Here is a 22,982-nt window from a genome sequence, read left to right on the forward strand (position 1 = left end):
TTAAATCCACCTTGGCTTACTGTCTGACATCGTACTATCGAAGTAGCTATTAATTAGAACTGTTTATAAAATAGAACTGTTTATAAATTAGATATAATTAGCAATATGAAGTATCTACTACTCATAGTATTTTATTCAGTCAGCTTGCTAAACACTAAGCGGTCTTTACCTCTCTTATGTCTCTCATTGCTTTTTTTGGTGCTCTTGAAAGTGGTCTAATATACGCGCTAGTAGCCTTAGGCGTTCTTCTCTCATTTCGTATTCTTGATTTTCCTGACTTAACCGCTGATGGTAGCTTTCCATTAGGTGGCGCTGTGGCTGGTATCTCTATTGTGTCGGGTATAGACCCATGGGTTGCCTGTGGACTAGGAATGCTAGCGGGTGCGGCTGCAGGTGTGGTCACGGCATGGCTTCATGTCAAACTTGGTATCTTACAATTATTAGCCAGTATTCTGGTAATGGTGGCTTTATATTCCGTAAATCTACGCATTATGGGCGCACCAAACTTACCGCTGCTTGGTGAAGAAACGGTATTTAGTACCTTAGTTACTAATGAAAATGGCTACTGGATGCGCTGCGTTATCGTTGGTGTTGTGGTTGTTATTGCAAAGCTAGTGCTTGATTGGTTTTTCAATACCGAGTCGGGTCTATCAATGCGCGCTACAGGTTCTAATTTAAAAATGGCTCAAGCGCAAGGAATTAATACCTCCGTCATGACTGTTGTAGGTATGGCTATTTCTAATGCGCTCATCGCGCTGGGCGGTGCTTTATTTGTACAAACTCAGGGCGGTGCTGATATCTCAATTGGTATTGGTACAATCGTCATAGGTTTGGCGGCTGTTATTATTGGCGAAACCATTATCCCTGCCAAACGTATATGGCTGATAACATTTGCCGTTATATTAGGCGCGGTTATTTACAAGCTGTTTATTCAAGTTGCGTTATCTAGTGACACACTACGCAGTATAGGGTTTGGCTCGCAAGATTTGAACTTGATTACCGCACTATTAGTCGTTATAGCACTACAACTGCCCTCTATTAAGTCAAAAATTATGTCTTCACGCCGTACTTAGTCCATATTTGGTATTTGTGCCATAAGATTTGTTGAAAGAATGATTTATTGAATTGGGCTGAGATAATAAGGATAACATTTATGATGCAAGCTAATGACCTACGATTAACATTCAATCGAGGTACGCCTATTGAAAACCCAGCCTTACGTTGTATAAGTTTGAATATCTCTGAAGGAGAGTTTGTTACCGTTATTGGTACGAATGGTGCAGGTAAATCAACGTTTTTAAATGCAGTCAGTGGTACTACCCGCGTTGATAGCGGCTCTGTTCTATTAAATGGGATTGATGTGACAAAGAAATCTGCGCATCAGCGTGCGCACTGGGTAGCCCGTGTGTTTCAGGACCCTATGGCTGGCACGTGTGAAGCATTAACCATTGAAGAAAATCTAGCACTGGCTTATAAACGCGGTAGCAAACGTGGACTTAAATTTGCATTAAATAGTCAAAACCGCGATTTGTTTAAAGAGAAGTTATCAATACTAAAGCTTGGTTTAGAAAACCGCCTTAGTGATAGAATGGGATTGTTATCAGGCGGACAACGCCAAGCAGTAAGTCTACTGATGGCATCTTTACAACCATCAAAGATCTTACTGTTGGACGAGCATACCGCAGCGTTAGACCCTAAAACAGCCGCCTTCGTATTAGAGCTTACAGACAAAATTGTGACAGATAATAATCTAACTACTATGATGGTGACGCACTCTATGCAACAAGCACTTGCTCATGGTGACCGTACGATTATGTTGCATCAAGGCCAAGTCGTTTTGGATGTTGAAGGCGACAAACGCAAAGGCATGACGGTACATGATTTGTTAGATATGTTCGAGAAAACCCGTGGTGAAAAGGTAGAAGATGACAGCTTGATTTTAAGTTAAACTTGAGCGATTCGTGTTATGGTATAAATTATATAACTTATAAGTAAAAAAGCATAAAGCCCATTTAATAAAATGGGCTTTATTTTTGGTTGTTATTATCAATAAAGATTATTTCTTGATATGTCTTAGCGGCTGGGTAAGTTTTTTATCATATGGATCGTAGACATAGCATACCACCTCTCTATCACCCTCTTTCCAGCTTTCAGTGGTCGGTTTCAAATACGATAGCTCATAATATGATTTGTAATATGGAATACCAATATAGGGCTCATAATGTTCTATACACTTTTCAGCCATACTTTTAAGCAGCGCTTGTGTCTCAGTATAGTCTTTAGTATCTGCTAAGTTGAAAGTATAAAATATCTCATTATCATGTGGTTTTAAACAAGATAAAATTGGAATACTGGTTACTGATATATTTTGGTTGCTTTCAACAATTACATTATTTTTGCTTGCGTCATCAAAGCACATGCCTGGCAGTAATTGATATATCTCTTCTTCTATAAATGCTGAGTTTGACGCGCTGTTGTTATCACTATTGGTATCATTGCCATTACGAGTAATAAAATCATCACTACACCCCACACCTGTGAGCCCTAGCAGTCCTATTAACATGGAAGATATGAATAATTGTCGCATAAGTAAATAGCTATGTCATTTTATGATAAGCGATTATCTGGCTAAATATGAGGTCATGTCTTCAACGCCATGAAGCGTCATTGGATACATATGCCCGTCCATAATTTTTTTAATTTCGCCTATAGTGTGCGTATAGGGCCAGTAAGCTTGATCTTCAGGATTAAGCCAAGCGACTTTGTCGAAATGAGCAAGTAGTCTTTTTAGCCATATTGCGCCCGGTTCAGCATTCATATATTCGACACTGCCCCCTACCGAATATAGCTCATAAGGCGACATGGAGGCATCACCAACAAAAATAACGCGATATTCTCTCCCATACTTTTGTAATAGCTCCATTGTCGAGGTACGTTCGGCATGACGACGCTGGTTATTTTTCCACACATAATCGTACAAACAATTATGGAAATAAAAAAATTCAAGCGTCTTAAATTCGTTTTTGGCGGCAGAGAAGAGTCTTTCTAAGGCTTCGATGTGCATATCCATACTCCCCCCAATATCAAACAGCATCAAAACCTTTGCACGATTACGACGTTCAGGCTGCATATAGATATCGAGAATGCCTTTTTTTGCCGTACGCTTGATGGTCTCATTGATATTGAGCTCATCTGCACTGCCTGTTCGTGCAAATTGTCGCAAATTGCGTAAGGCCAGTTGTAGCTGACGTGTGCCAAGCTGCTTATCATCATCCAAATCTTTGTATTTACGCTGCTCCCAAACTTTGACCGCACTACGTTTACGAGACTCGCCCCCTACTCTCACGCCTTCAGGATGGTCTCCATAGGCTCCAAATGGCGACGTGCCTCCGGTTCCAACCCACTTACTGCCACCTTGATGACGCTCTTTTTGTTCTTTTAGACGCTCATCTAACGCTTTCATAAGTTCTTCTAACGAACCGTATTTATTTAATAAGCGGCGCTGCTCTTCCGTTAAGTTTTTCGGATCAAGTTTAAGGTCAAGCCATTCTTGCGGAATGTCAGTTAGTTTTGACATCAATTCGTCTATATCAAGGCTATCAATACCTTCAAAGTAGTCAGCCATCGCTCGGTCAAACTTATCAAAATGTCGCTCGTCCTTGACCATGCATAATCTAATCAAACGGTACATGTCTTCACGGCTTGCAAAATACCAAAGATCTTTGTCTTCTGGATATTGCTTTGACAATTCAGGATGAGGCTGACGCATTAAACCTTTATCAAGCGCGGCATTAAGGTCTAATAACTCACGAGTACTCACCGGCACACCATAAGTACGTAAGGTATAAAAAAGTTTTACAAACATATTAACTTGACCTTTATTGCTTAAAACGTATGACAGGTTGCGTACATTTTAAGTCCTATTCATCATGTGAGGTAATAGATAAGTCAGATATGACTAAGCCACTACTAACACCCACAACTACTAACATCCACCATTACTTATATTAACTACTAGCACTTAATATTATTAAGTATCGTCTCAGCGACTAACGTACTTACCCAATGTACTTATCGGCTCATCATATTTGCAAAACGCTGCAACAGCGTTATATCCGCTTCATTTTTGAGCAGTGCCCCATATAATGGCGGAATAGACTTCTCGCCGCGAAGGTTCTCTTCCAATTCATCTTGAGCCATGTCATCAGCTAATAAAAGCGTTAACCAATCAACTAGTTCTGACGTTGAAGGTGGTTTTTTGAGACCTTGCAGACCGCGTAACTTATAAAAGACATCTAATGCATCATTGACCAGTTTTTCTTGTATGTTAGGAAAATGAACCTCAACAATTTGACGCATCGTGCTTTCATCTGGAAAGTCAATGTAATGGAAGAAGCAGCGGCGTAAAAAGGCGTCTGGCAGCTCTTTTTCATTATTAGAAGTAATAATCACCACAGGTCGCTTATCGGCGGTTATGGTCTCGCCTGTTTCATAAACATAAAAAGACATCTTATCAAGCTCGTGTAGCAGATCATTTGGAAACTCTATATCCGCTTTGTCGATTTCATCAATCAATAGGACACAGCGCTTATCAGCAGTAAAAGCTTCCCACAATTTACCGGGTTTAATATAATTGCCAATATCATATACTTTATCGTCACCCAATTGAGAATCACGTAATCGTGATACGGCATCATACTCGTACAAACCCTGTTCAGCCTTCGTGGTTGATTTAATGTGCCATGTAATCAATGGCATACCCAAGCTTTCGGCAACCTCTTCTGCTAATAGGGTTTTACCAGTCCCGGGCTCACCTTTAATCAATAATGGCTTTTGCAGAGTCATCGCGGCATTCACTGCCAATTGTAAATCTTCAGTAGCAATGTAGCTTTGCGTACCCGTAAATTGGTTTTGGTTCGCATTATTAGATGGCGTCATAATTGATTTCTCACTAAAGTGGATAAAACGGATGTTAAGTAATAGATAAATTGATTGGTGTGTATTATGGCGTTAATTTTTAAGTATTAAAAAAATTAGGAGTGTTGACCAAAAACTTATATCGATAATATTTATTAGTAGTTATTTATGTAGTAGTTATTTAGGGTTTATAACTTCGAGGATTTGGTTTAGTTTGAACTTATGGTTCTAAAAGTGACGATGGCATATATTCTGTTAGATGTAAGCACTTAAATTCAAATAAATCTAAAATGGTTACAAGGCAACCGAATGCAATTACTACTATAGTAAGCTTAAAGGTTAACACCGTAACCGTTTAGTATTTAGCTGACTATATAACCAAATTTTAATGAGCGCTTGTAAATAAACACTTAACTATGTTTTTAATCACTATCATTAGAGACCTTATTAACCCAACCCTTACTATCCCAACCCTTATATTCTAAACCTTGTTATCGTGACCCTTATTATCTTGGACTTTATTAGGGTGACCATTTGTGTCTGGGCTAGGCTTTACATGGTTATTTCGCGTAATCGAGCTATCTTGAACTATAGTAGAGGATGTATTAGGCACAATATCGATGACTTGAGTATCAGGCTTAGGGTCGGTTGAGGGTTTATTATTAACCTCAAGTTTTACAGCTTCTTTATTAACTGGCTCTTTATTATCAGGCTCTTTATTATCAGGCTCGTTATTATCAGGCTCTTTATTTAAATCTTCTTTTTTGATAGCTTTTTGATTGGCATCAGAATCGTAATCAATGTCATCCGCGTGAACCACGTTGGCGTAGTTTGCAGCAGCAAGTTGTACATGATTTTGTTCTTGAATTACGGCGCGTGCTTCTGACTTGTCAGAGCTTCTATCAATAATACTTCTTATCACTTGCCAAATAAACCCAAGTACTAAGCCTGACGCAAATACCACCATTATGGGCAATAGATTTTGAATGGCCACATCAGGTTTGCCCATTATTATCCCGTACACCACACCAATACTAGCCGGTGCAATTTCAGCAGAATCACCAACAGCCGTACTAGGCGTTAGCAAAATCGCAAATATTGCAAGCCAGCTCATACCCCCTAAAGGTGCAGGCAGGACTTTAACGACAAACAGCCATAAAATTAATACTGCAATAGAGAAGCCAACATAAGCATACAAAGGCAGCATATTTGGCGCTACATCTGCAACCATCTGACTCCACCAAAATATGACAGAAGCCAAAGCATCACTGATATTCTCAAGTGGTAATTTAGAAAGTAAACTTTTCAACCAGTCCATGCAGTGCTCAACCTACTTTTTAAAGATAATATTTTTGAATGAAATAATTTAAGGTGTTCAAGCTTTACAAACGACTTAAATCTTTGGGTTGATATTCTACCATGAGTCGTAGAATTTTAAAGCAAACGATATGAGCCTGAACCAAATAAATAGACGAATGAATTAAATATTATAACTTTCAGTGTTACTACCCGTTTCCTCTATTTACTTTTAGCCTTATCAACTACCAGCCATATCAACTACCAGCCATGTAACTACTAATCTTATCAGCTACCAGACGAATCATAAACGATAAGCCGTATCAGTTAATCATAACGTTTATCTTGACCTTCTTTAAGACGTGCGTTAGCTTGAGCCAACAACACATCCGACGGCGGAGTTTGTACAAAATATCCTTGCGATTTTAACTTTTCAATGACTTCATCTTTATCAACTCTGGCAAGCTTTTTAGTGTCTTCTAAATTAAGATGCATTAAGAACTTCCCCTCACCTAAACTTTGACGTAACTCTTTGGGTAATACACCCAACCAATCACGAATCTCATCGGTATCATCTGGATAGTCAGGTCGAGCAATATATACGTACATCTCTGTATGCTTAGGAAATTTATAAATATCACAATGCATTAATAATCACCTTCAATTATTATTTAATTAACTTTATTTAGCTAAATTTTAAGCTAACAAATTGGTTAGCTAATTATTCCTATGATAACTGATTAGTCTGTAAACTCAATGTAACCTTATGTATTGATAATAATGATAGTGGCAAATTATATTGGCTAAATTAATTAATCTATAAGTAAAGTCTGATGAATATAAACCGCTGATTAAGCTGACTAAATAAACACTTAAGTCATTTAAATATTCATCACTTGTAAAATTTGCCACTACCTTTCATAATAAGAGCGTTTCTCAGGAGAGCGCAGTAATATACATGTCGTTAGTTTTTGATAACTTCAACTATAGTAGACTGCCACCGAAGGCGTAAGCACCCTGCCAATCGCTCAGGTAAATGGACTGATTAACTCATTAAACGTTGTGTCGAATACTGGTAAAGATTATTTCTCAATAAGTAATAATTAGACTTTCGTATTCACTTTCGTTGATATTAAACACATATTAGATGGTTTTAACGCTTTAAATAGAAATAATTTAGATACTCGTTATAACCTGCTAATACCTATTAATATATATGACAAATCTGGAGAGTGGTACATAGTCTTAAATGATCCAACGTTATAGTTACGCGATTGTTTAGACATCTACCCACCGAAGGGGAAAAGGTGATTGTTAGCGCTAAACGATAGGAATTTTTCTATTTAGCGGTTCAACTTGGTGTTACATACACACTTCACCGAAAATCTCAGGTAACAGGACAGATGGGGCAAGTAAATTAAAGAGCACTTTTAATTCTATCAAAATGACCTATAGCATTTTGATAGTTTGGGTTAAATATGCTTATTAATTTACTTGCCCTTTTTTTATGAAAGTTTTAATACACAGTTTTTATTAAAAAAATTTCTTATAAAAACCTTTTTAACGACTTTAAGGTCTGTTAATTGCATGCACTAGATAAAAAACTGCTAAATAAACAATTGAAAAATAGACTATTTATAATTAAATAACTGATAAATAAATAAGTGCTGAATATAAAAATTATTGGATGGCTTAACAGACATATATCTGATATTCAATTTAACTATCTACTCCCTTTAACTTGCGTACATATCACAAGGATTTGTCATGACAACTTTAAAACGTACTCCCCTATATCAGTCTCATGTAGACAATAACGGCAAGATAGTTGATTTCTCAGGTTGGGAATTACCTATTCATTATGGTTCACAGATAGATGAACATGAAGCTGTACGTACTGACGCAGGTATGTTTGATGTGTCACATATGATTGTGACTGATATTAAAGGTAATGATGCAAAAGCTTGGTTACAAAAGCTACTAGCAAATGATGTAGCAAAACTTAAAAACGCTGGTAAAGCTTTGTATTCAGGCATGCTTAATGAAAATGGCGGTATTATTGATGACCTCATTGTCTATATGATGAATGAAGATGAAACTCAATACCGTATTGTTTCAAATGCGGCTACTCGAGATAAAGACTTGCAGCAGTTTAATAAACTCGCGCAAGATTTCAAAGTTACTTTGACCGAGCGTCCAGAATTGGCTATGTTAGCTATTCAAGGACCTAATGCTATTTCAAAATTAGCACAAGCTAAGCCACTGTGGGCAGAGACGCTTGAAGGCTTAAAGCCCTTTGTAGGTGCTGATCTATCCTCTATTGAAGGCGATGATTGGTTTGTAGCACGCACAGGCTACACAGGTGAAGATGGCGTCGAAGTCATTATGCCTGGTGACCAAGCACAAGACTTCTTTAGTCTATTGGTGCAAAATGGTGTGAAGCCAGCTGGACTTGGCGCTCGAGATACGCTGCGTATGGAAGCGGGTATGAACCTTTATGGACATGATATGGATGAGTCTATCAGCCCTTACGAATGCAACATGGGCTGGACGCTTGCATTAAAAGATGACCGTGATTTTGTAGGACGTGAAGCTTTAGTTTCAAAACGTAGAGAAGCCAAAGATACCGGTAAAGCGATGAAACAAGTTGGGCTACTGCTCGAAACTCGTGGCGTATTACGTGAAGGAATGACGGTTGTCATCAATCAAGGTACTGCTGATGAAGCCACAGGCGTGGTTACTAGCGGCACCTTCTCACCTACCCTAAAGCAGTCTATAGCCATTGCACGCGTCCCTACTAGTGTGAGTGCTGAAGACGATTTCAAGGTCGATTTGCGCGGTAAGGGTAAGTTTGTTGAGCTACGTCTGGTAAAACTGCCTTTTGTCCGTAATGGCAAAAAGCAATTCGACTAGGACGTGTTTTCAATTGGGTTAAGTGGCAAATATATTAGATAGATTTCCTCAAACAAAGATAATTTCGCAGATAATATAGATATATTAGCTTTAAATTAGACACAGTTTGGAATAATTTTAGCTATCAGCAGTCCTAATATTTGAATGTTCAACAGACCCTAGTAACCTTTATATACGCTAATGTTTACATGTCCAAATAATCCTTTTATACAGTACGATACTTTATATCGTTCAAGAGTTTATGTAGCATAATACATCGATATCGTTTAGATTTATTTGGTATCTGGCCCCTATTAGAAATACATGTTTAAAAATGACGGGTATGATATAAATTTTAGTGAGCCGGATAGATAACGTAGTTTTTAAACCAATTTGTTAAAAGCAGCTTATTTAAAAGCACTTTTTATAAATCAAATTCAGTACCATTACCATTACCATTAGTATCATCAAATGAACCAACCTGTTGTGTAGATTTATTAGTACACAACCTCAATAATAATATTTAAGTGGAGAAAATTATGAGTAACGTTCCATCAGAGTTAAAGTATGTCGCCAGTCATGAATGGCTACGTTTAGAGGACGACGGTTCTATTACCATCGGCATTACAGACCATGCTCAAGAAGCACTTGGTGATATCGTCTATGTTGAGTTGCCTGATATCGGTGATACCGTTGTCGTGGACGATGAAGTCGCTGTTGTCGAATCTGTAAAAGCTGCTTCAGATGTCTACGCTCCACTAACAGGCGAAGTCGTTGCTATTAATGAAGCGCTTGAAGACGATCCTGAAGTCATTAATACCGACCCTTACGGTGATGGATGGATGTACCGCGTTAAGCCAGATAGTATTGATGACTACGAAGCGTTATTGACTGCTGATGAGTATCAAGCAGAGCTATAACTCTTAATTATTGAAGCTTATCTCTACCGTTCAAACCTAGACATTACATAGCTAAGTCTTATAACTATTTTACCAAAGTGTTGTTCCAGCGTTGGGATGACACTTTACAATCAATAAAAAATAAAAGCTTTAAACCTTATTTACGCGCGAAATTATTAATTTTAGGGAAAAATAAATTATGTCAAATAAAGATCATGGAAGTGTCACTGAGGCTCAAGCTGATGTTCAAGACAATACACGAAGTTCGGCACAAAATGAAACACAAGATAATAATGATATTAATAAGGGTCAAACAGATAAAGATTCATTTAAATCTGATAAAAACTTAGCCGCTTTTACAGAAGTTGTAGAATCTCGTCGTTCGGTGCGAAAGTTCACCGACACCCCCATACCAGATGAAGTAATGCGCGACTGTTTGCGTCTGGCGATGTTGGCTCCAAACTCAAGCAATCTCCAGCCGTGGGAATTTTATATTATCGAAACGCCTGCCAAACGCCGTCAAGCGAATAAAATTTGTATGAATCAAAATGCTGCGCGAACTGCCAATAAATTGATTGCTATTGTTGCAAGATCAGATACGTGGCCGGAAATGGCCAAAAAGAATATTGAACAGTTCCCAGATGGTAAGGCACCCAAAAAAGTGCGTGACTACTATGGAAAAGTAGTGCCCCTAGATTTTATAAGAGGCCCTGGAAACGTTATATCTGCAGCCAAATGGGGTTTAACCAAAGCCGTTCGACAATTTAAAGGTCCGGTTAAAACGCCGTATTATACCTTTGATGATGTTAAAAATTGGGCTATGAATAATACCGCACTCGCTGCTGAAAATCTAATGTTAGCACTTCGTGCACATGGTTTTGATAGCTGCCCTATGGGCGGATTTGACGAGCCTGCCTTAAAGCGATTACTAAACTTAAGTGATCATCATCATGTCGTTATGATGATTGGTGCTGGAGAGAGATCAGAAAGAGGTATTTATCATAGTCAGTTTAGATTTGATTACGACCTATTTGTAAAGTCGGTTTAATACGGTAATACGTCTAAAAGAAGGACGTACAATAAACGGCTTTTGACAGCAATACTATTGACAACCAGCTTTTGACAACCAGTTTATAACAACTAGCTTTTGAAAAGAATTACATATCGGCTCTATCGATATTTGTTAGTTACTTTAATGTTTACTTCAAAGTCACCAAGTGTGTACAGCACTTGCGTGACAATAGCTTGAACCCATACTTATTTGATGCAAAGGAAAACCATGACTTCAAAAATTTCGACCAATACCAGTAATGGCTTATCTTTTGATGGGCTTTTTGATGAAGCTCGTTTTGTGGCGAGACACTTAGGTTCAGATGCTCAGCAACAAGCTGAAATGTTAGAAGCGGTTGGCTATAAGGATATGGATAGCTTTATGGCAGACACTGTCCCTGAAGCTGTGCGTATGAATCGTGAACTAGATTTGCCATTAGCCACCAGTGAACATAATGCCCTTGCTAAGCTTCGTACGATGGCAGATGACATTACCGTTAACAAAAGCTATATAGGTCAAGGCTATTCCCCTGTACGTATGCCCGCCGTTATACAGCGCAATGTGCTTGAAAACCCAGGCTGGTATACCGCTTACACCCCTTATCAAGCTGAAATCTCTCAAGGCCGTCTTGAAGCATTATTAAACTTTCAACAAGTTTGTATTGATTTGACTGGTCTTGAATTGGCAGGTGCGTCTTTACTTGATGAAGCCACTGCTGCTGCTGAAGGCATGGCAATGGCCAAGCGAGTCAGCAAAAGTAAATCAAACCAATTCTTTGTTGATGAGCGTGTCTATCCTCAGACATTAGATGTCATAAAAACCCGAGCTGAATATTTCGGATGGGAAGTGGTTGTTGGTGACTTTGAAACTGCTAAGTCTGGTGATTTTTTTGGCGCGTTGTTCCAATACGTTGGACGAGAAGGCGATGTTACCGATCTAACTGAGGTTATTGCTGCTGTAAAAGAGAATAAAACGTATGCGTTAGTTGTTAGCGATATCATGAGTTTAGTTCTACTAAAATCACCTTCTGATATGGGTGCAGATATCGCACTGGGTAGTACTCAGCGTTTTGGCATTCCTATGGGATTTGGCGGGCCGCATGCCGCTTACTTTGCTTTTACTGATAAAGCCAAACGTTCGGCTCCTGGACGTATCATTGGGGTATCTAGGGATGCTCAAGGTAATACAGTGTTACGTATGGCATTACAAACCCGTGAGCAGCACATCCGCCGTGAAAAAGCCAATTCAAATATTTGTACCTCCCAAGTTCTCTTAGCTAATTTGGCTGGCATGTACGCAGTTTATCATGGTCCAGAAGGTCTAAAACGTATTGCTACCCGTATTCATGCAATGGCGACTGCTTTTAGCCAAGTCATTATTGCGGCAAATAAAAATACAGAAAATCAAGACTTAAACATAGTCCACGATCAGTTTTTTGATACGGTTCTAGTAGAGTGTGGGTCTGAAAAGTTGGCCACTCAAATCTTTGAAAATGCAGAAAATGTGGGTTATAACTTATGGCGTGAGGGTGCGACCAAACTGTCTGTCTCATTCTCAGAGATCAGTGATGCGACTGATTTTGAGATTCTTACCCAGTTATTTGTTAATAAAGCTCAGTCTATCCCTAATGATGCCAACATTTCGCTTAATGATGACATATTGCGTAAAGATAAAATCTTAACGCATCCAGTATTTAACTCGCACCATACCGAACATGAAATGCTACGTTATCTTAAAAAGTTAGAAGATAAAGATCTGGCGATGAACCGTAGCATGATCTCGCTTGGCAGTTGTACGATGAAGTTAAACGCCACCAGCGAAATGCTGCCAATTACGTCGAATGAATTTGCAAATGTGCATCCTTTTGCCCCGCATGATCAAGTGACTGGCTATCTTGATATGATTGATAGCCTGCAAGATCAATTAAAAGCGATTACGGGCTTTGATGATATATCAATGCAACCAAATTCGGGGGCATCTGGTGAATACGCTGGTTTATTAGCCATACGCCGCTATCATGAGTCCATTGGTCAGCCTGATCGTCATGTTTGCTTGATACCAAAATCTGCTCACGGTACAAACCCTGCTACTGCTCAAATGATGGGCATGAAGGTTGTCGTCGTTGATACTGATGAAAGTGGTAACGTCGATATTGACGACCTTAAGTCTAAGTGTGAAGAGCATAGCGAAAACCTCGGTGCGTTAATGGTCACTTACCCATCTACTCATGGGGTATTCGAAGCTGGTATTCGTGATATTTGTGATCTTATTCATAAATATGGCGGTCAGGTCTATATGGATGGCGCCAATATGAATGCTCAAGTAGGCATCATGCAGCCTGCTGAAGTTGGCGCAGATGTACTGCATATGAACTTACATAAAACATTCTGTATCCCGCATGGCGGCGGGGGTCCTGGTATGGGCCCAATAGGTATGAAAGCTCATCTTGCGCCATTTAAATCAAGTCACAGTGTTGTACCTGTATTTAATGCCCCTAAAGAGACCTCAGCCGTTTCAGCTGCGCCTTATGGGTCAGCAAGCATTCTACCTATCTCTTGGATGTATATAACGATGATGGGGCGCGATGGTTTGCTAAAAGCGACCAAAGCCGCTTTATTGCATGCTAACTATATCGCAAGCCAGCTAAAAGATGACTATCCTGTTTTATATACTGGTAAAAATGGCCGAGTAGCTCACGAATGTATTATTGATATACGTCCACTTAAAGCTGAAACTGGTATTACCGAAGCTGATATTGCCAAACGCTTAATGGATTATGGATTCCATGCGCCTACCATGAGCTTCCCTGTAGCAGGCACGTTGATGATAGAACCTACTGAGTCTGAAGCTAAGCATGAACTAGACCGTTTTATCGCTGCTTTAAAATCCATCAAACAAGAAGCGATGAAGGTTAAAGATGGTACGGATGGATGGACACTTGAAGACAATCCAGTCGTAAACGCACCGCATACGGCATTTGTCATTACTAAACAAGATTGGTCACATCCTTATAGTCGGGATACTGCTGCATTCCCTCTCGATTATATTCGTGAGCATAAATTCTGGCCATCGGTTGGACGTGTAGATGATGTCTATGGGGATAAAAACCTAATGTGTAGCTGCCCTAGTATTGAAAACTATATGTAAGCTGTTTTAGGCTCGTATATGTTCTAGGTTTATATATGTTCTAGGCTTAAATAATAGTCTATATGACTTATAAGCGCTTTAGTAAACTTATAACTTCAATAGGCCTTTTAATCAAAATAAAGGGCCTATTATTTTAAATAACGGTTAGGGTCAAACAATTACGTCGTCGTTAAAGAATTTAAGCTTAAGTCAACCAATCTAAACTAACGATGTGATTGATTTAAAGGCGATAACAGTTAACGATAGCTTTGATGACTCAAAAAATATTTCACTCATTATAAGTGTCATAAAAGATAGAAGAATATGGATAAACACTCAGACAAACCCTTCGTTGTTCTTATACATGGCTTACATCAAAATGCATGGACGATGTATCCTTTGGCAAAATACTTTAGACAACAAGGTTTTATAACTCATCAACATAATTATCGTAGTTTAAAAGACGATATTGATAAACATAGTGACAGGTTAAATGAATGGTTGAAACGTAATCATCCACCTAAAAAACCCATACATCTTGTGGGTCATAGTTTGGGAGGTTTGGTAATTCGCAACTTTATACACCGCTATCCAAACTGGCAAATCGCTAATTGTGTAACTTTAGGAACGCCTCACTTAGGTAGTATAACGGCAGATTATGGCAAGCGATTAATCGCCCCATTAATTGGCGGTGCATACGACAAAGCGCTGGATGGACACGCCTTACCCCTACAAGAGAATATTAAGTTAGGCGTCATAGCAGGTAATGTGCCACGAGGACTGGGGCAACTAGTACTCAATTATCACAGTAAAAAATCTAAGCACTCTGAATATGAAAGATCACATGATGGTACTGTTTATATTGCTGAGACCAGATTACCTGAAGCGGCTGATCATATCACTATGGCAGTCTCTCATACTGGGTTGTTGGTCAACAAAGAAGTCGCTAAGCAGACACTATATTTTTTAAAGAACGGTAATTTTGATCACGACCAATAGCCATTTAAATCCTTTATTAGCGATTTTATTTGCTATTAGATTTATCCTTAAGTCATATAAAACAAGTTATATAAAATTTATGACGTAAATGTCGTTAATATTCAGCCCTTCTTTTCATCCCGTCTAAAAGGGTTTGCTTATACTTAGTTAATAAAGGTATTAAGGTTTTAATAACCCAGTGGTATCGCCACCCTTTTAAGCCCTCTGGCAAACTCTCAAGCGGTAAATCAAAGGCTACTATTTCATACAAACGTGTGAGCCATTTTTTACGCATGAGCACATTAGCCGGTACACCCGTATTTTCTTCATAGGATTGAATGACTTTTTGAACAGCTTTAGTCACTGTCTTATCTTTTGAACGATAAGGAGGAATTACAAGAGCAGGCTGTTCATCTGTAGTTGAGTTACTAGCGTTATCAATAACATTGAGTAGCTCTTCACCATAGAGGTTCGCAATACTGCGATTTATGGTCGTTTTTTGTGTTAATTGTTTCATGGTTGCAGGCTGTTCTAAAACGATGTCTCTTAAAGCCTGTTTTTTTAGAATAAAAGTTTTGGGTTGATTGGTTGCGCGCGCTAATGCTTCACGCCAGCTTGATACTGCTTGTAATATCGCAAGCTGCTTACCGCTATAGCGAAAATCGGCCATAGCCAAATAGGTAGCATCATCTTCGATGGAGGCGGCTTCATACAGCTCCTTTGCATAAAGTTGACAGTCTTCTATCACCTTATCCATAAGGTGTTGCTGATTGAGCTGATGCTCTAAAATATCATACAAATCTAGTAAATAGCGGACATCATCAATAGCGTAACTCTCTTGATTATCAGTAAGAGGACGCGCCAACCAATCAGACTGACTTTCGCCTTTTTCAACGTGAATATCAAGCTGTGTATTAAGCGCTTGCTGATACCCCATTTGCAGTTGTCCCGTCAGATATGACAATGCAATCTGCGTATCAAAAACATTGGTTAGCGCAGGACTTTCAGATAATAAGTAAAAAATACCTAAATCTTCACCGCACGCATGCCATATCATTAAAGGCAAATCCTCGAGGACTACCCACAACTGAGATAAGTCAAGTTTGGGTGCATCTATTAAATATATGGTGTTACCTGTGTTGATCTGCACTAATGATAATATGGGAAAATAGGTATTACGTTTAATAAACTCAGTGTCTAAAGCAACGCGCTGACAGGTTTCTAAATCATCAAGACAACTTTCAAGTTCATCGAAAGTTCTCACCCACACCACACGAAGCTGCTCAGATTTTTTTATTTTAGAATCAATATTGCTGCTCAAGGTATTGGGTTCAGAATTAGGAATACTAGTATTAGGCTGAGTCATTAAAGGCTTCTTAATATTTTAATTAATTGGTGCTACTTTATAATGATTCTTAAAATTAACATATCAACGAAAACAAGTGCAAGCGTTACAATTAGTTGGTTTAGCGTTTTAACAAAGATAGGTTGTTTTTAAGATATGGTACTGAGACTTTGATTGGTATCTACTTAGGTTATCTATGAGCGGTTACGCAGTGCTTGAGATAACGTCATACTGTCTAAGTACTCAAGCTCTCCACCCATGGGTATGCCTTGCGCAATTTGAGTGACTCTACCCACATGTCGTCGTATCGATTCACTTATAAAGTGAGCAGTCGTCTGACCTTCGACAGTCGTACTTGTCGCTAATATAAGCTCATCCACAGGGTCTTTTTTTAAACGATTAACAAGTTGATCAATATTAAGATCATCGGCATTAATACCATCAAGAGGCGACAGATGCCCGCCAAGTACAAAATATCGACCTCGATAACCTGCTGTTTGTTCTATTGCCATCACATCTGCTGCGGTTTCAACCACACACAATACAGAATCGTCTCGTCTAGGATCTATGCATATAGGACATACTTCATCATCACTATACGAATGACATACGCGGCATTCTATTATCTCGTGCATGGCGATATCAAGTGCTTGCGCCAATGCAACACCTTGGGGTCTTTTACCATTTAACAAATGCAGAGCCATACGCTGAGCAGTCTTTTGACCTACCCCGGGCAATACTCGCAATAGTTTTACTAAATTTTCAAACTTTTCAGTTAGCAATGAATCACCTATGTTTAATAAATAATAGCTAAGTTAAGGTCTATTTAATATTTGAACATTAAATCATTATATAAAGCTTTTTATATAAGATTCTAAATAAAAAACAATAAATATGTATGGTAAATATATGATACCAATTTGATGATTTTTAAATGTATATATAAGAAAAAAGGGGGTAACATTTATATTACCCCCTTTCATCTCAATAACCATAATCATCGTAAATTACTTTTCAAACCTATTAAACTTATCAAGTTAACAGTGGCTTGATAAGAATAAAGCGAACTTTTGGACCAGTAATACAATAGCCCATAGAAGTCACTACTTAACCGAATAAACCTTGCATACCTGGTGGTAACCCCATACCACTTGTTGCATTGGTTAAAGTTGCATCAGATAATTCATCTGCTTGACGTACCGCGTCATTGATAGCAGCAGCAATCAAATCTTCGATTAAATCAGGCTCGTCTTCAAGTAGGCTTGGATCAATTGTTAGACGCTTTACAACGTGACGTCCAGTCATAGTGACTTTAACCAAACCGTTACCCGCTTCAGCTTGAACTTCTTTATCAGCAAGCTCTTTCTTAGCTTTTTCGACATTTGCTTCTACTTGCTTTTGCATAGACTGTGCTTGCTGCATTAATGCTTGAATATTCATATCTACCTCTTATATGTTTATCAATTTATGTATGACTTAAAAATTTAATGTAATAGCTATTTAATACAATCTATTTAATAAAGTCGATTGGTTATTAAAAACATAACGGTTTTGTTTAACGTCACTATTTAACATCATTATTTAAAGTCGATATTTAACGTCATTATTTAAATTTAGAACTTATTGTTAATTATACTGATAACTTCACGTTTTATCTAATCTTACTATCGCAGATACCGTCTAAGTATGTTTTGTGGTTTGATTGCTAAAGACTTATATTTTAGTTAAAGACTTATAGTTTAGTTAAAGAATTTTAATTTACGCATAAGATTATTTGGTGCTTTAATAGAGGTCATAGAAGTTATATGAGCGTCTAACCTATTTACACCTAAATATCTTATATTAATTTAAATCTCTTATTGATTAAGTTATGTACTTTTAACTCAAAACATTGTATCCAGTAGATAGGTATGAGTTCTAAATTATAAGCATATATAATTAGTTTAAACTATCTAGCCCTCTTGCCAAGTCTTTGATGATGTCATCAACATCTTCTAATCCCACAGAAAGTCTAACCAAAGCATCCGTGACACCTGCCTCAGCTCGGGCTTCCTCTGAAATCCTAAAATGAGTGGTGGTTGCAGGATGGGTGACAGTCGTTTTAGCATCACCAAGATTATTAGTAATAGACACCATTCGGGTGCTATCTATAACGTGCCAAGCAGCAGATTGATCCGTATGATCGTCCATCGCTTTTACCTCAAAACCCATAATCGCGCCAAAGCAATTATTGCGATGGTGCTGTCTTGAGGCTAACTCATGCCGCGGATGACTTTTAAGTCCTGAAAAATGTACTTTCGCTACATTTGGATGATCATTTAAGAAGCTTGCCACTTTGTTGGCATTATCACAGTGTGCCTGCATACGTAAATTTAAGGTTTCAAGCCCTTTGGTGAAAACCCAAGCATTAAATGGACTCATACTAATTCCGCACGAGCGCACAACAACAAAAGCTTGCTGCATCAACGCGTCATTTCCAACAAGCGCTCCACCTAATACCCGTCCTTGCCCATCAAGATACTTGGTAGCAGAATGAATGATAATATCGGCACCAAAATCAAACGGACGTTGTATGGCTGGTGTGGCGAAGCAATTATCGACTACAAACAAAGCGCCGTGTTGATGCGCAATATCAGCGATGGCTTGCAAATCAGCTATTTCGCCCAGTGGATTACTCGGTGTCTCACAAAATAACAAGCGTGTATTTGATTGAATACTTGCTGCCCAAGCCTCGTTGTCAAAACAATCGACATAGCTAACTTCAACACCAAACTTACCCATAAAATTATTAAACAACCCAACCGATGAGCCAAATAATTGCTTGGCCGCCAAAATATGGTCGCCTTGTTTAAGATAAGCCATACACATGGTCAAAATAGCGCCCATACCTGAGGCTGTAGCTACCGCACGCTCACCACCTTCCAACGCCGCTAAGCGACGCTCAAAGGTGCGAACGCTAGGATTGGTATGTCTTGAATAGACGTTTCCTGTTTTGGAGCCATTAAAATGAGCAGCGGCATCAGCAGCAGATTGATAGACATATGAGCTTGTTGTGAAGATAGGCTCATTATGTTCGCCTTCATTAGTACGATATTGTCCGGCTCGCACTGCCATAGTTTGCATGCTATAGTCTTGAGTCAAATCAAGCGCATCATTACGCCAGTTACTATCGAGCCCACTCTCAGTGTTCAAACCTTGCTGTGTATTTTCACTACTAACTGTGGGGTTAGCATCAGTGGTAGAATCGGTATTATTTGCATTACTTGAAGCGCTAGCCTTAAGTTCATTTTTATTTGGTACGTTATCAGTCATAGTATTATCAGCACATTGAAAATTAATCTTAAAAAATCGACTTGTATTTTAACAAGTTATTGGGAGATTGTTTGCATTTTTAATGTCGCAAACTGCTATTAACTATAATTACCGTTTACACGTTTTCTTTATTACTAAAAACTTAAAATTTTTATCATACATTATCTAACGCACATAGTTATTGTATGATCAACATGACATGCATAAATAGTTTTAAAACACGGAGCTAAAAATGAGTACAGAACCTAAAACAGTCAGTTTTATTGGACTAGGCGCGATGGGATATCAAATGGCAAAGCATTTGGTCACAAGCTTTGATAATGTTCTAGTTTGGAATAGATCTTCAGACAAGGCTGATGCTCATGCAAAAGAATTTGGTACGCGATCTGTAAACTTATTAGAAGCCGTAAATGCAGACATTATATTTTCATGCTTACCCACGAGTGATGTGGTAGATGAGGTGATTGAAACAGCGTATGACCATATTAAATCCGGTAGTATTTGGGTAGATTGTACCAGCGGGGTTCCTGAACACGCTAAAGCCAGTCAAAAAAAATTAGAGCAAATAGGCTGTCAGTTTTTGGATGCGCCTGTTTCAGGTCAAACCACTGGTGCAGATGAGGGCATATTAACAGTGATGGTAGGGGGAAATTCAGAAGCATTATCTTCTGCTACCAAAGCTATAGACTGCTTTGCAGGGTTGATTGTTCATGTGGGTCCTAGTGGCGCAGGATTTGCAGTTAAAGCGGTCAACAATACGTTATTTGCTATTAATGCCTGGGCAGCAGCTGAAGGGCTATCTGTATTAAAAGCACACGGCGTTAACCCATCGGATGCATTGGCCTGTATCAATAAAGCGAGTGGTCAAAGCTTTGCTACCACCGCAACTTTTCCGCAGCGAATTGTCAATCGTGAATTCCCTAAAACCTTCACCATTGACTTAATGGCAAAGGACTGTGGTATCGCTATTGACTTACAATCTCAGGAGCAAGTACCTGCACCAGTTATGGCACAAGTTGCCAGCTTAATCCGTAGTGCCAGTAATCAGCATGAACCAGGGTCGGCAGACTTTTCAGAATTTGCTAAGTTTTATGAATCTTTGTCAACGATGACAATTGAGGATGAATAAATCAGTAATTTGGTATGTCGGTATGTTGGTATGTTGGTATGTCAGTAGTTTAGTAGGTTAGATAGGCATAAGCGTCTTACGCAATGTTAACATTTATCATCAAATTGATTTTTTAATTACAATTATACTTAAGAGTTAGATTGGTTTGATTCATTTGGATAGTATGATTTGCTGTTTTTGATTTGATTAAAATTTCTATTAAACGTTTTCTTAAAGTTAAGTTTTCATGATTTAAACTGTTTTTTTCATCTTAGCTAATTTTACGTTAAGTTTGCTTATAGCATTAGCATTTATTTAAATCATTTTATTTCCTAAACCTCAGTTCGAGCGCCCTATGCCCTTCTCTACTTTTAATGCCATTACTTTTGGTTATATCGTCAGACTTAGTCTAATATCAATCATGTGTTTTGGTATCTCTGCTTGTAATAGCTTACCGAAAAACCCTCATATTGAAAGTAGTCTACAGTTATCGAAAAGCTTAGAGGCGCGTTACAGTGACAGTACACCTTATACGGTTGAAGATGCCAAGTTTTCAGAAGCCATTACTGAACAAAATATCCTTCACCCTGAGCAGTCAGGTTACTTACCTATCATTACTGGCACTGAAGCATTTGCCACTCGAAGCATATTAAGTGATATGGCTAATAATAGTATTGATGTGCAGTATTATATTTGGCACAACGATCAAGCAGGTCAGCTATTACTAAAAAAGCTTTGGATGGCAGCTGAACGTGGCGTTATTGTTAGATTTCTACTAGATGATTTTAATAATAACGCTGAACTAGATAAGCAGCTGCGTCGTTTAGCCAGCCACCCTAATATCAGTGTCCGTCTTGTCAACCCAATGTCACATCGCCAATTACAAATACTTAATTACGTGACGGACTTAAAACGTATTAATCATCGTATGCACAATAAAAGTATGACATTTGACCGTCAGTTAAGCATTATTGGTGGGCGTAATGTCGGCGATGAATATTTAAGTAATAGTGAAAACAGTCAATTTGCTGATCTTGATGTCTTATTGGTAGGTGATGTGGTCAGCGATATCACTGAAAGCTTTGAAAGCTATTGGCACGCTACAATATCTTATGATATTGAAACATTAGTCGACAATAAATATGCGATTGATCCTACCAAATCTGAGCGTACAGAGATGTTCATTTCCTATTTAAATGAAATTAATCCCGATAAACTTGCGAAGAACGATACTGAGCTATCCGTTTATGATAAAGCCTTACAAAGTAATAATATTGGTATAGATTTACTAAATAAAGAAGTGCCTTTTATCTGGACAGATATGACTTTTTTGAGCGATGAGGTCGAAAAGCTAATTGCAAATGCCAACCCTGACAACCATCTGGTATACCAGTTAAGGCGTTTGCTAGGTAAGCCTACGCAGCAGCTTTCAATTGTATCTTCTTATTTTGTACCTACAAAACAGGGTGTGGATACATTAATCAAACTTTCTAAACAAGGCGTTCGGGTTAAGATACTCACCAATTCATTCAGTGCGACCGATGTTTCTGCTGTCCATTCTGGATACGCACAGTGGCGTTCTGCGCTTCTAAAGGCTGGCATTGCTATTTATGAGCTAAAACCTATCGCATCAGAAGAAGAGCGTGAGAATAAATTATGGCGCGCCCGATCGCAGTCCTCAACAAGTTTGCATGCTAAAACATTCGCGGTGGATGATGAAAATGTATTTATAGGCTCATACAATGTCGATCCACGCTCTGCAAATATCAATACAGAGATAGGTGTGGTGATACGAGATGACAAATTAGCAACACAGCTACATGATGCTATCGAAGATGATTTGTTGACCAGTGCCTATAAAGTTATTTTGACAAACGATGGACGCCTTCAATGGCAAACCATAGAAAACGATGCGCTTGTGACATATGACAAGGAACCAAATGTAGATCTAATAGATTCATTTTGGTTGAAAATAATGTCGTCGCTACCCATTGATTGGTTGCTATAAACAAAATCAAAGTAAAAATAATTGACTGGTTCATTTTCATTTATAAGCTT

18 protein-coding genes and 2 riboswitches are annotated in these 22,982 nt (G+C 38.5%); of the genes, 9 read left to right on the forward strand and 9 right to left on the reverse strand.

The window, feature by feature from the left end; translation table 11 throughout:
• Nucleotides 1-176 precede the first annotated feature (176 nt).
• Entirely contained in the window at nucleotides 177-1,073 is an 897-nt protein-coding gene (locus AC21OH_RS07025) for an ABC transporter permease (protein ID WP_486534859.1), read from the forward strand.
• Nucleotides 1,074-1,153: 80 nt separating this feature from the next.
• Entirely contained in the window at nucleotides 1,154-1,948 is a 795-nt protein-coding gene (locus tag AC21OH_RS07030; protein ID WP_487370217.1) for an ABC transporter ATP-binding protein, read from the forward strand.
• 108 nt (nucleotides 1,949-2,056) lie between these two features.
• On the opposite strand, the gene AC21OH_RS07035 is transcribed toward AC21OH_RS07030, so the two are convergent.
• From AC21OH_RS07035 to AC21OH_RS07055, 5 genes are all read right to left on the reverse strand, one after another.
• Entirely contained in the window at nucleotides 2,057-2,587 is a 531-nt protein-coding gene (locus AC21OH_RS07035) for a septum formation family protein (RefSeq protein WP_487370216.1), read from the reverse strand.
• Nucleotides 2,588-2,620: 33 nt separating this feature from the next.
• Nucleotides 2,621-3,865 (reverse strand): vWA domain-containing protein, encoded by a 1,245-nt coding sequence (locus tag AC21OH_RS07040; protein ID WP_487370215.1) that lies wholly within the window; start codon nucleotides 3,863-3,865, stop codon nucleotides 2,621-2,623.
• A 206-nt stretch (nucleotides 3,866-4,071) separates the two neighbouring features.
• Nucleotides 4,072-4,938 carry an AAA family ATPase gene (locus AC21OH_RS07045; RefSeq protein ID WP_487370214.1) on the reverse strand — a complete coding sequence of 289 codons (867 nt, stop codon included), beginning with the start codon at nucleotides 4,936-4,938 and terminating at the stop codon, nucleotides 4,072-4,074.
• A gap of 460 nt (nucleotides 4,939-5,398) precedes the next feature.
• On the reverse strand, nucleotides 5,399-6,235 hold the full coding sequence (locus AC21OH_RS07050; RefSeq protein WP_487370213.1) for a DMT family transporter: 837 nt from the start codon (nucleotides 6,233-6,235) through the stop codon (nucleotides 5,399-5,401).
• Nucleotides 6,236-6,540: 305 nt separating this feature from the next.
• Nucleotides 6,541-6,861, reverse strand: coding sequence for a YcgL domain-containing protein (locus AC21OH_RS07055; RefSeq protein WP_487370212.1), 321 nt, complete (start codon nucleotides 6,859-6,861; stop codon nucleotides 6,541-6,543).
• 279 nt (nucleotides 6,862-7,140) lie between these two features.
• Nucleotides 7,141-7,267: riboswitch (glycine riboswitch) on the forward strand.
• A gap of 161 nt (nucleotides 7,268-7,428) precedes the next feature.
• Nucleotides 7,429-7,626, forward strand: a riboswitch (glycine riboswitch).
• Nucleotides 7,627-7,980: 354 nt separating this feature from the next.
• Between AC21OH_RS07055 and gcvT the strand changes: the two genes are divergently transcribed.
• The 5 genes from gcvT (at nucleotide 7,981) to AC21OH_RS07080 (ending at nucleotide 15,180) form a co-directional block, all read left to right on the forward strand.
• Complete coding sequence (gcvT, locus tag AC21OH_RS07060) at nucleotides 7,981-9,126, forward strand: glycine cleavage system aminomethyltransferase GcvT (RefSeq protein WP_487370211.1); 1,146 nt, start codon at nucleotides 7,981-7,983, stop codon at nucleotides 9,124-9,126.
• Between the two features lie 518 nt (nucleotides 9,127-9,644).
• The gene (gcvH, locus tag AC21OH_RS07065) at nucleotides 9,645-10,025 is read left to right on the forward strand and encodes a glycine cleavage system protein GcvH (protein WP_486534851.1); all 381 of its coding nucleotides are present in this window, start codon (nucleotides 9,645-9,647) and stop codon (nucleotides 10,023-10,025) included.
• A gap of 178 nt (nucleotides 10,026-10,203) precedes the next feature.
• The gene (locus AC21OH_RS07070) at nucleotides 10,204-11,052 is read left to right on the forward strand and encodes a nitroreductase family protein (protein ID WP_487370210.1); all 849 of its coding nucleotides are present in this window, start codon (nucleotides 10,204-10,206) and stop codon (nucleotides 11,050-11,052) included.
• Between the two features lie 231 nt (nucleotides 11,053-11,283).
• Nucleotides 11,284-14,202, forward strand: coding sequence for an aminomethyl-transferring glycine dehydrogenase (gene gcvP, locus AC21OH_RS07075; protein WP_487370209.1), 2,919 nt, complete (start codon nucleotides 11,284-11,286; stop codon nucleotides 14,200-14,202).
• 303 nt (nucleotides 14,203-14,505) lie between these two features.
• Nucleotides 14,506-15,180 carry an alpha/beta fold hydrolase gene (locus AC21OH_RS07080; RefSeq protein WP_487370208.1) on the forward strand — a complete coding sequence of 225 codons (675 nt, stop codon included), beginning with the start codon at nucleotides 14,506-14,508 and terminating at the stop codon, nucleotides 15,178-15,180.
• Nucleotides 15,181-15,274: 94 nt separating this feature from the next.
• On the opposite strand, the gene AC21OH_RS07085 is transcribed toward AC21OH_RS07080, so the two are convergent.
• From AC21OH_RS07085 to AC21OH_RS07100, 4 genes are all read right to left on the reverse strand, one after another.
• Entirely contained in the window at nucleotides 15,275-16,525 is a 1,251-nt protein-coding gene (locus tag AC21OH_RS07085; RefSeq protein ID WP_487370207.1) for a ribonuclease D, read from the reverse strand.
• A gap of 173 nt (nucleotides 16,526-16,698) precedes the next feature.
• The gene (recR, locus tag AC21OH_RS07090; RefSeq protein WP_487370206.1) at nucleotides 16,699-17,286 is read right to left on the reverse strand and encodes a recombination mediator RecR; all 588 of its coding nucleotides are present in this window, start codon (nucleotides 17,284-17,286) and stop codon (nucleotides 16,699-16,701) included.
• A gap of 325 nt (nucleotides 17,287-17,611) precedes the next feature.
• Nucleotides 17,612-17,944 carry a YbaB/EbfC family nucleoid-associated protein gene (locus AC21OH_RS07095; protein ID WP_486534845.1) on the reverse strand — a complete coding sequence of 111 codons (333 nt, stop codon included), beginning with the start codon at nucleotides 17,942-17,944 and terminating at the stop codon, nucleotides 17,612-17,614.
• A 498-nt stretch (nucleotides 17,945-18,442) separates the two neighbouring features.
• Nucleotides 18,443-19,627: an O-succinylhomoserine sulfhydrylase gene (locus tag AC21OH_RS07100; RefSeq protein ID WP_491140416.1), complete on the reverse strand. Its 1,185-nt coding sequence runs from the start codon at nucleotides 19,625-19,627 to the stop codon at nucleotides 18,443-18,445.
• Nucleotides 19,628-20,048: 421 nt separating this feature from the next.
• Between AC21OH_RS07100 and AC21OH_RS07105 the strand changes: the two genes are divergently transcribed.
• Together AC21OH_RS07105 and AC21OH_RS07110 are read left to right on the forward strand one after the other, a co-directional pair.
• Nucleotides 20,049-20,945: an NAD(P)-dependent oxidoreductase gene (locus AC21OH_RS07105; RefSeq protein ID WP_487370204.1), complete on the forward strand. Its 897-nt coding sequence runs from the start codon at nucleotides 20,049-20,051 to the stop codon at nucleotides 20,943-20,945.
• Between the two features lie 334 nt (nucleotides 20,946-21,279).
• Complete coding sequence (locus AC21OH_RS07110; RefSeq protein WP_487370203.1) at nucleotides 21,280-22,932, forward strand: phospholipase D family protein; 1,653 nt, start codon at nucleotides 21,280-21,282, stop codon at nucleotides 22,930-22,932.
• The last annotated feature ends 50 nt before the right edge of the window (nucleotides 22,933-22,982 follow it).

The organism is Psychrobacter sp. CX10 (genome assembly GCF_057621575.2).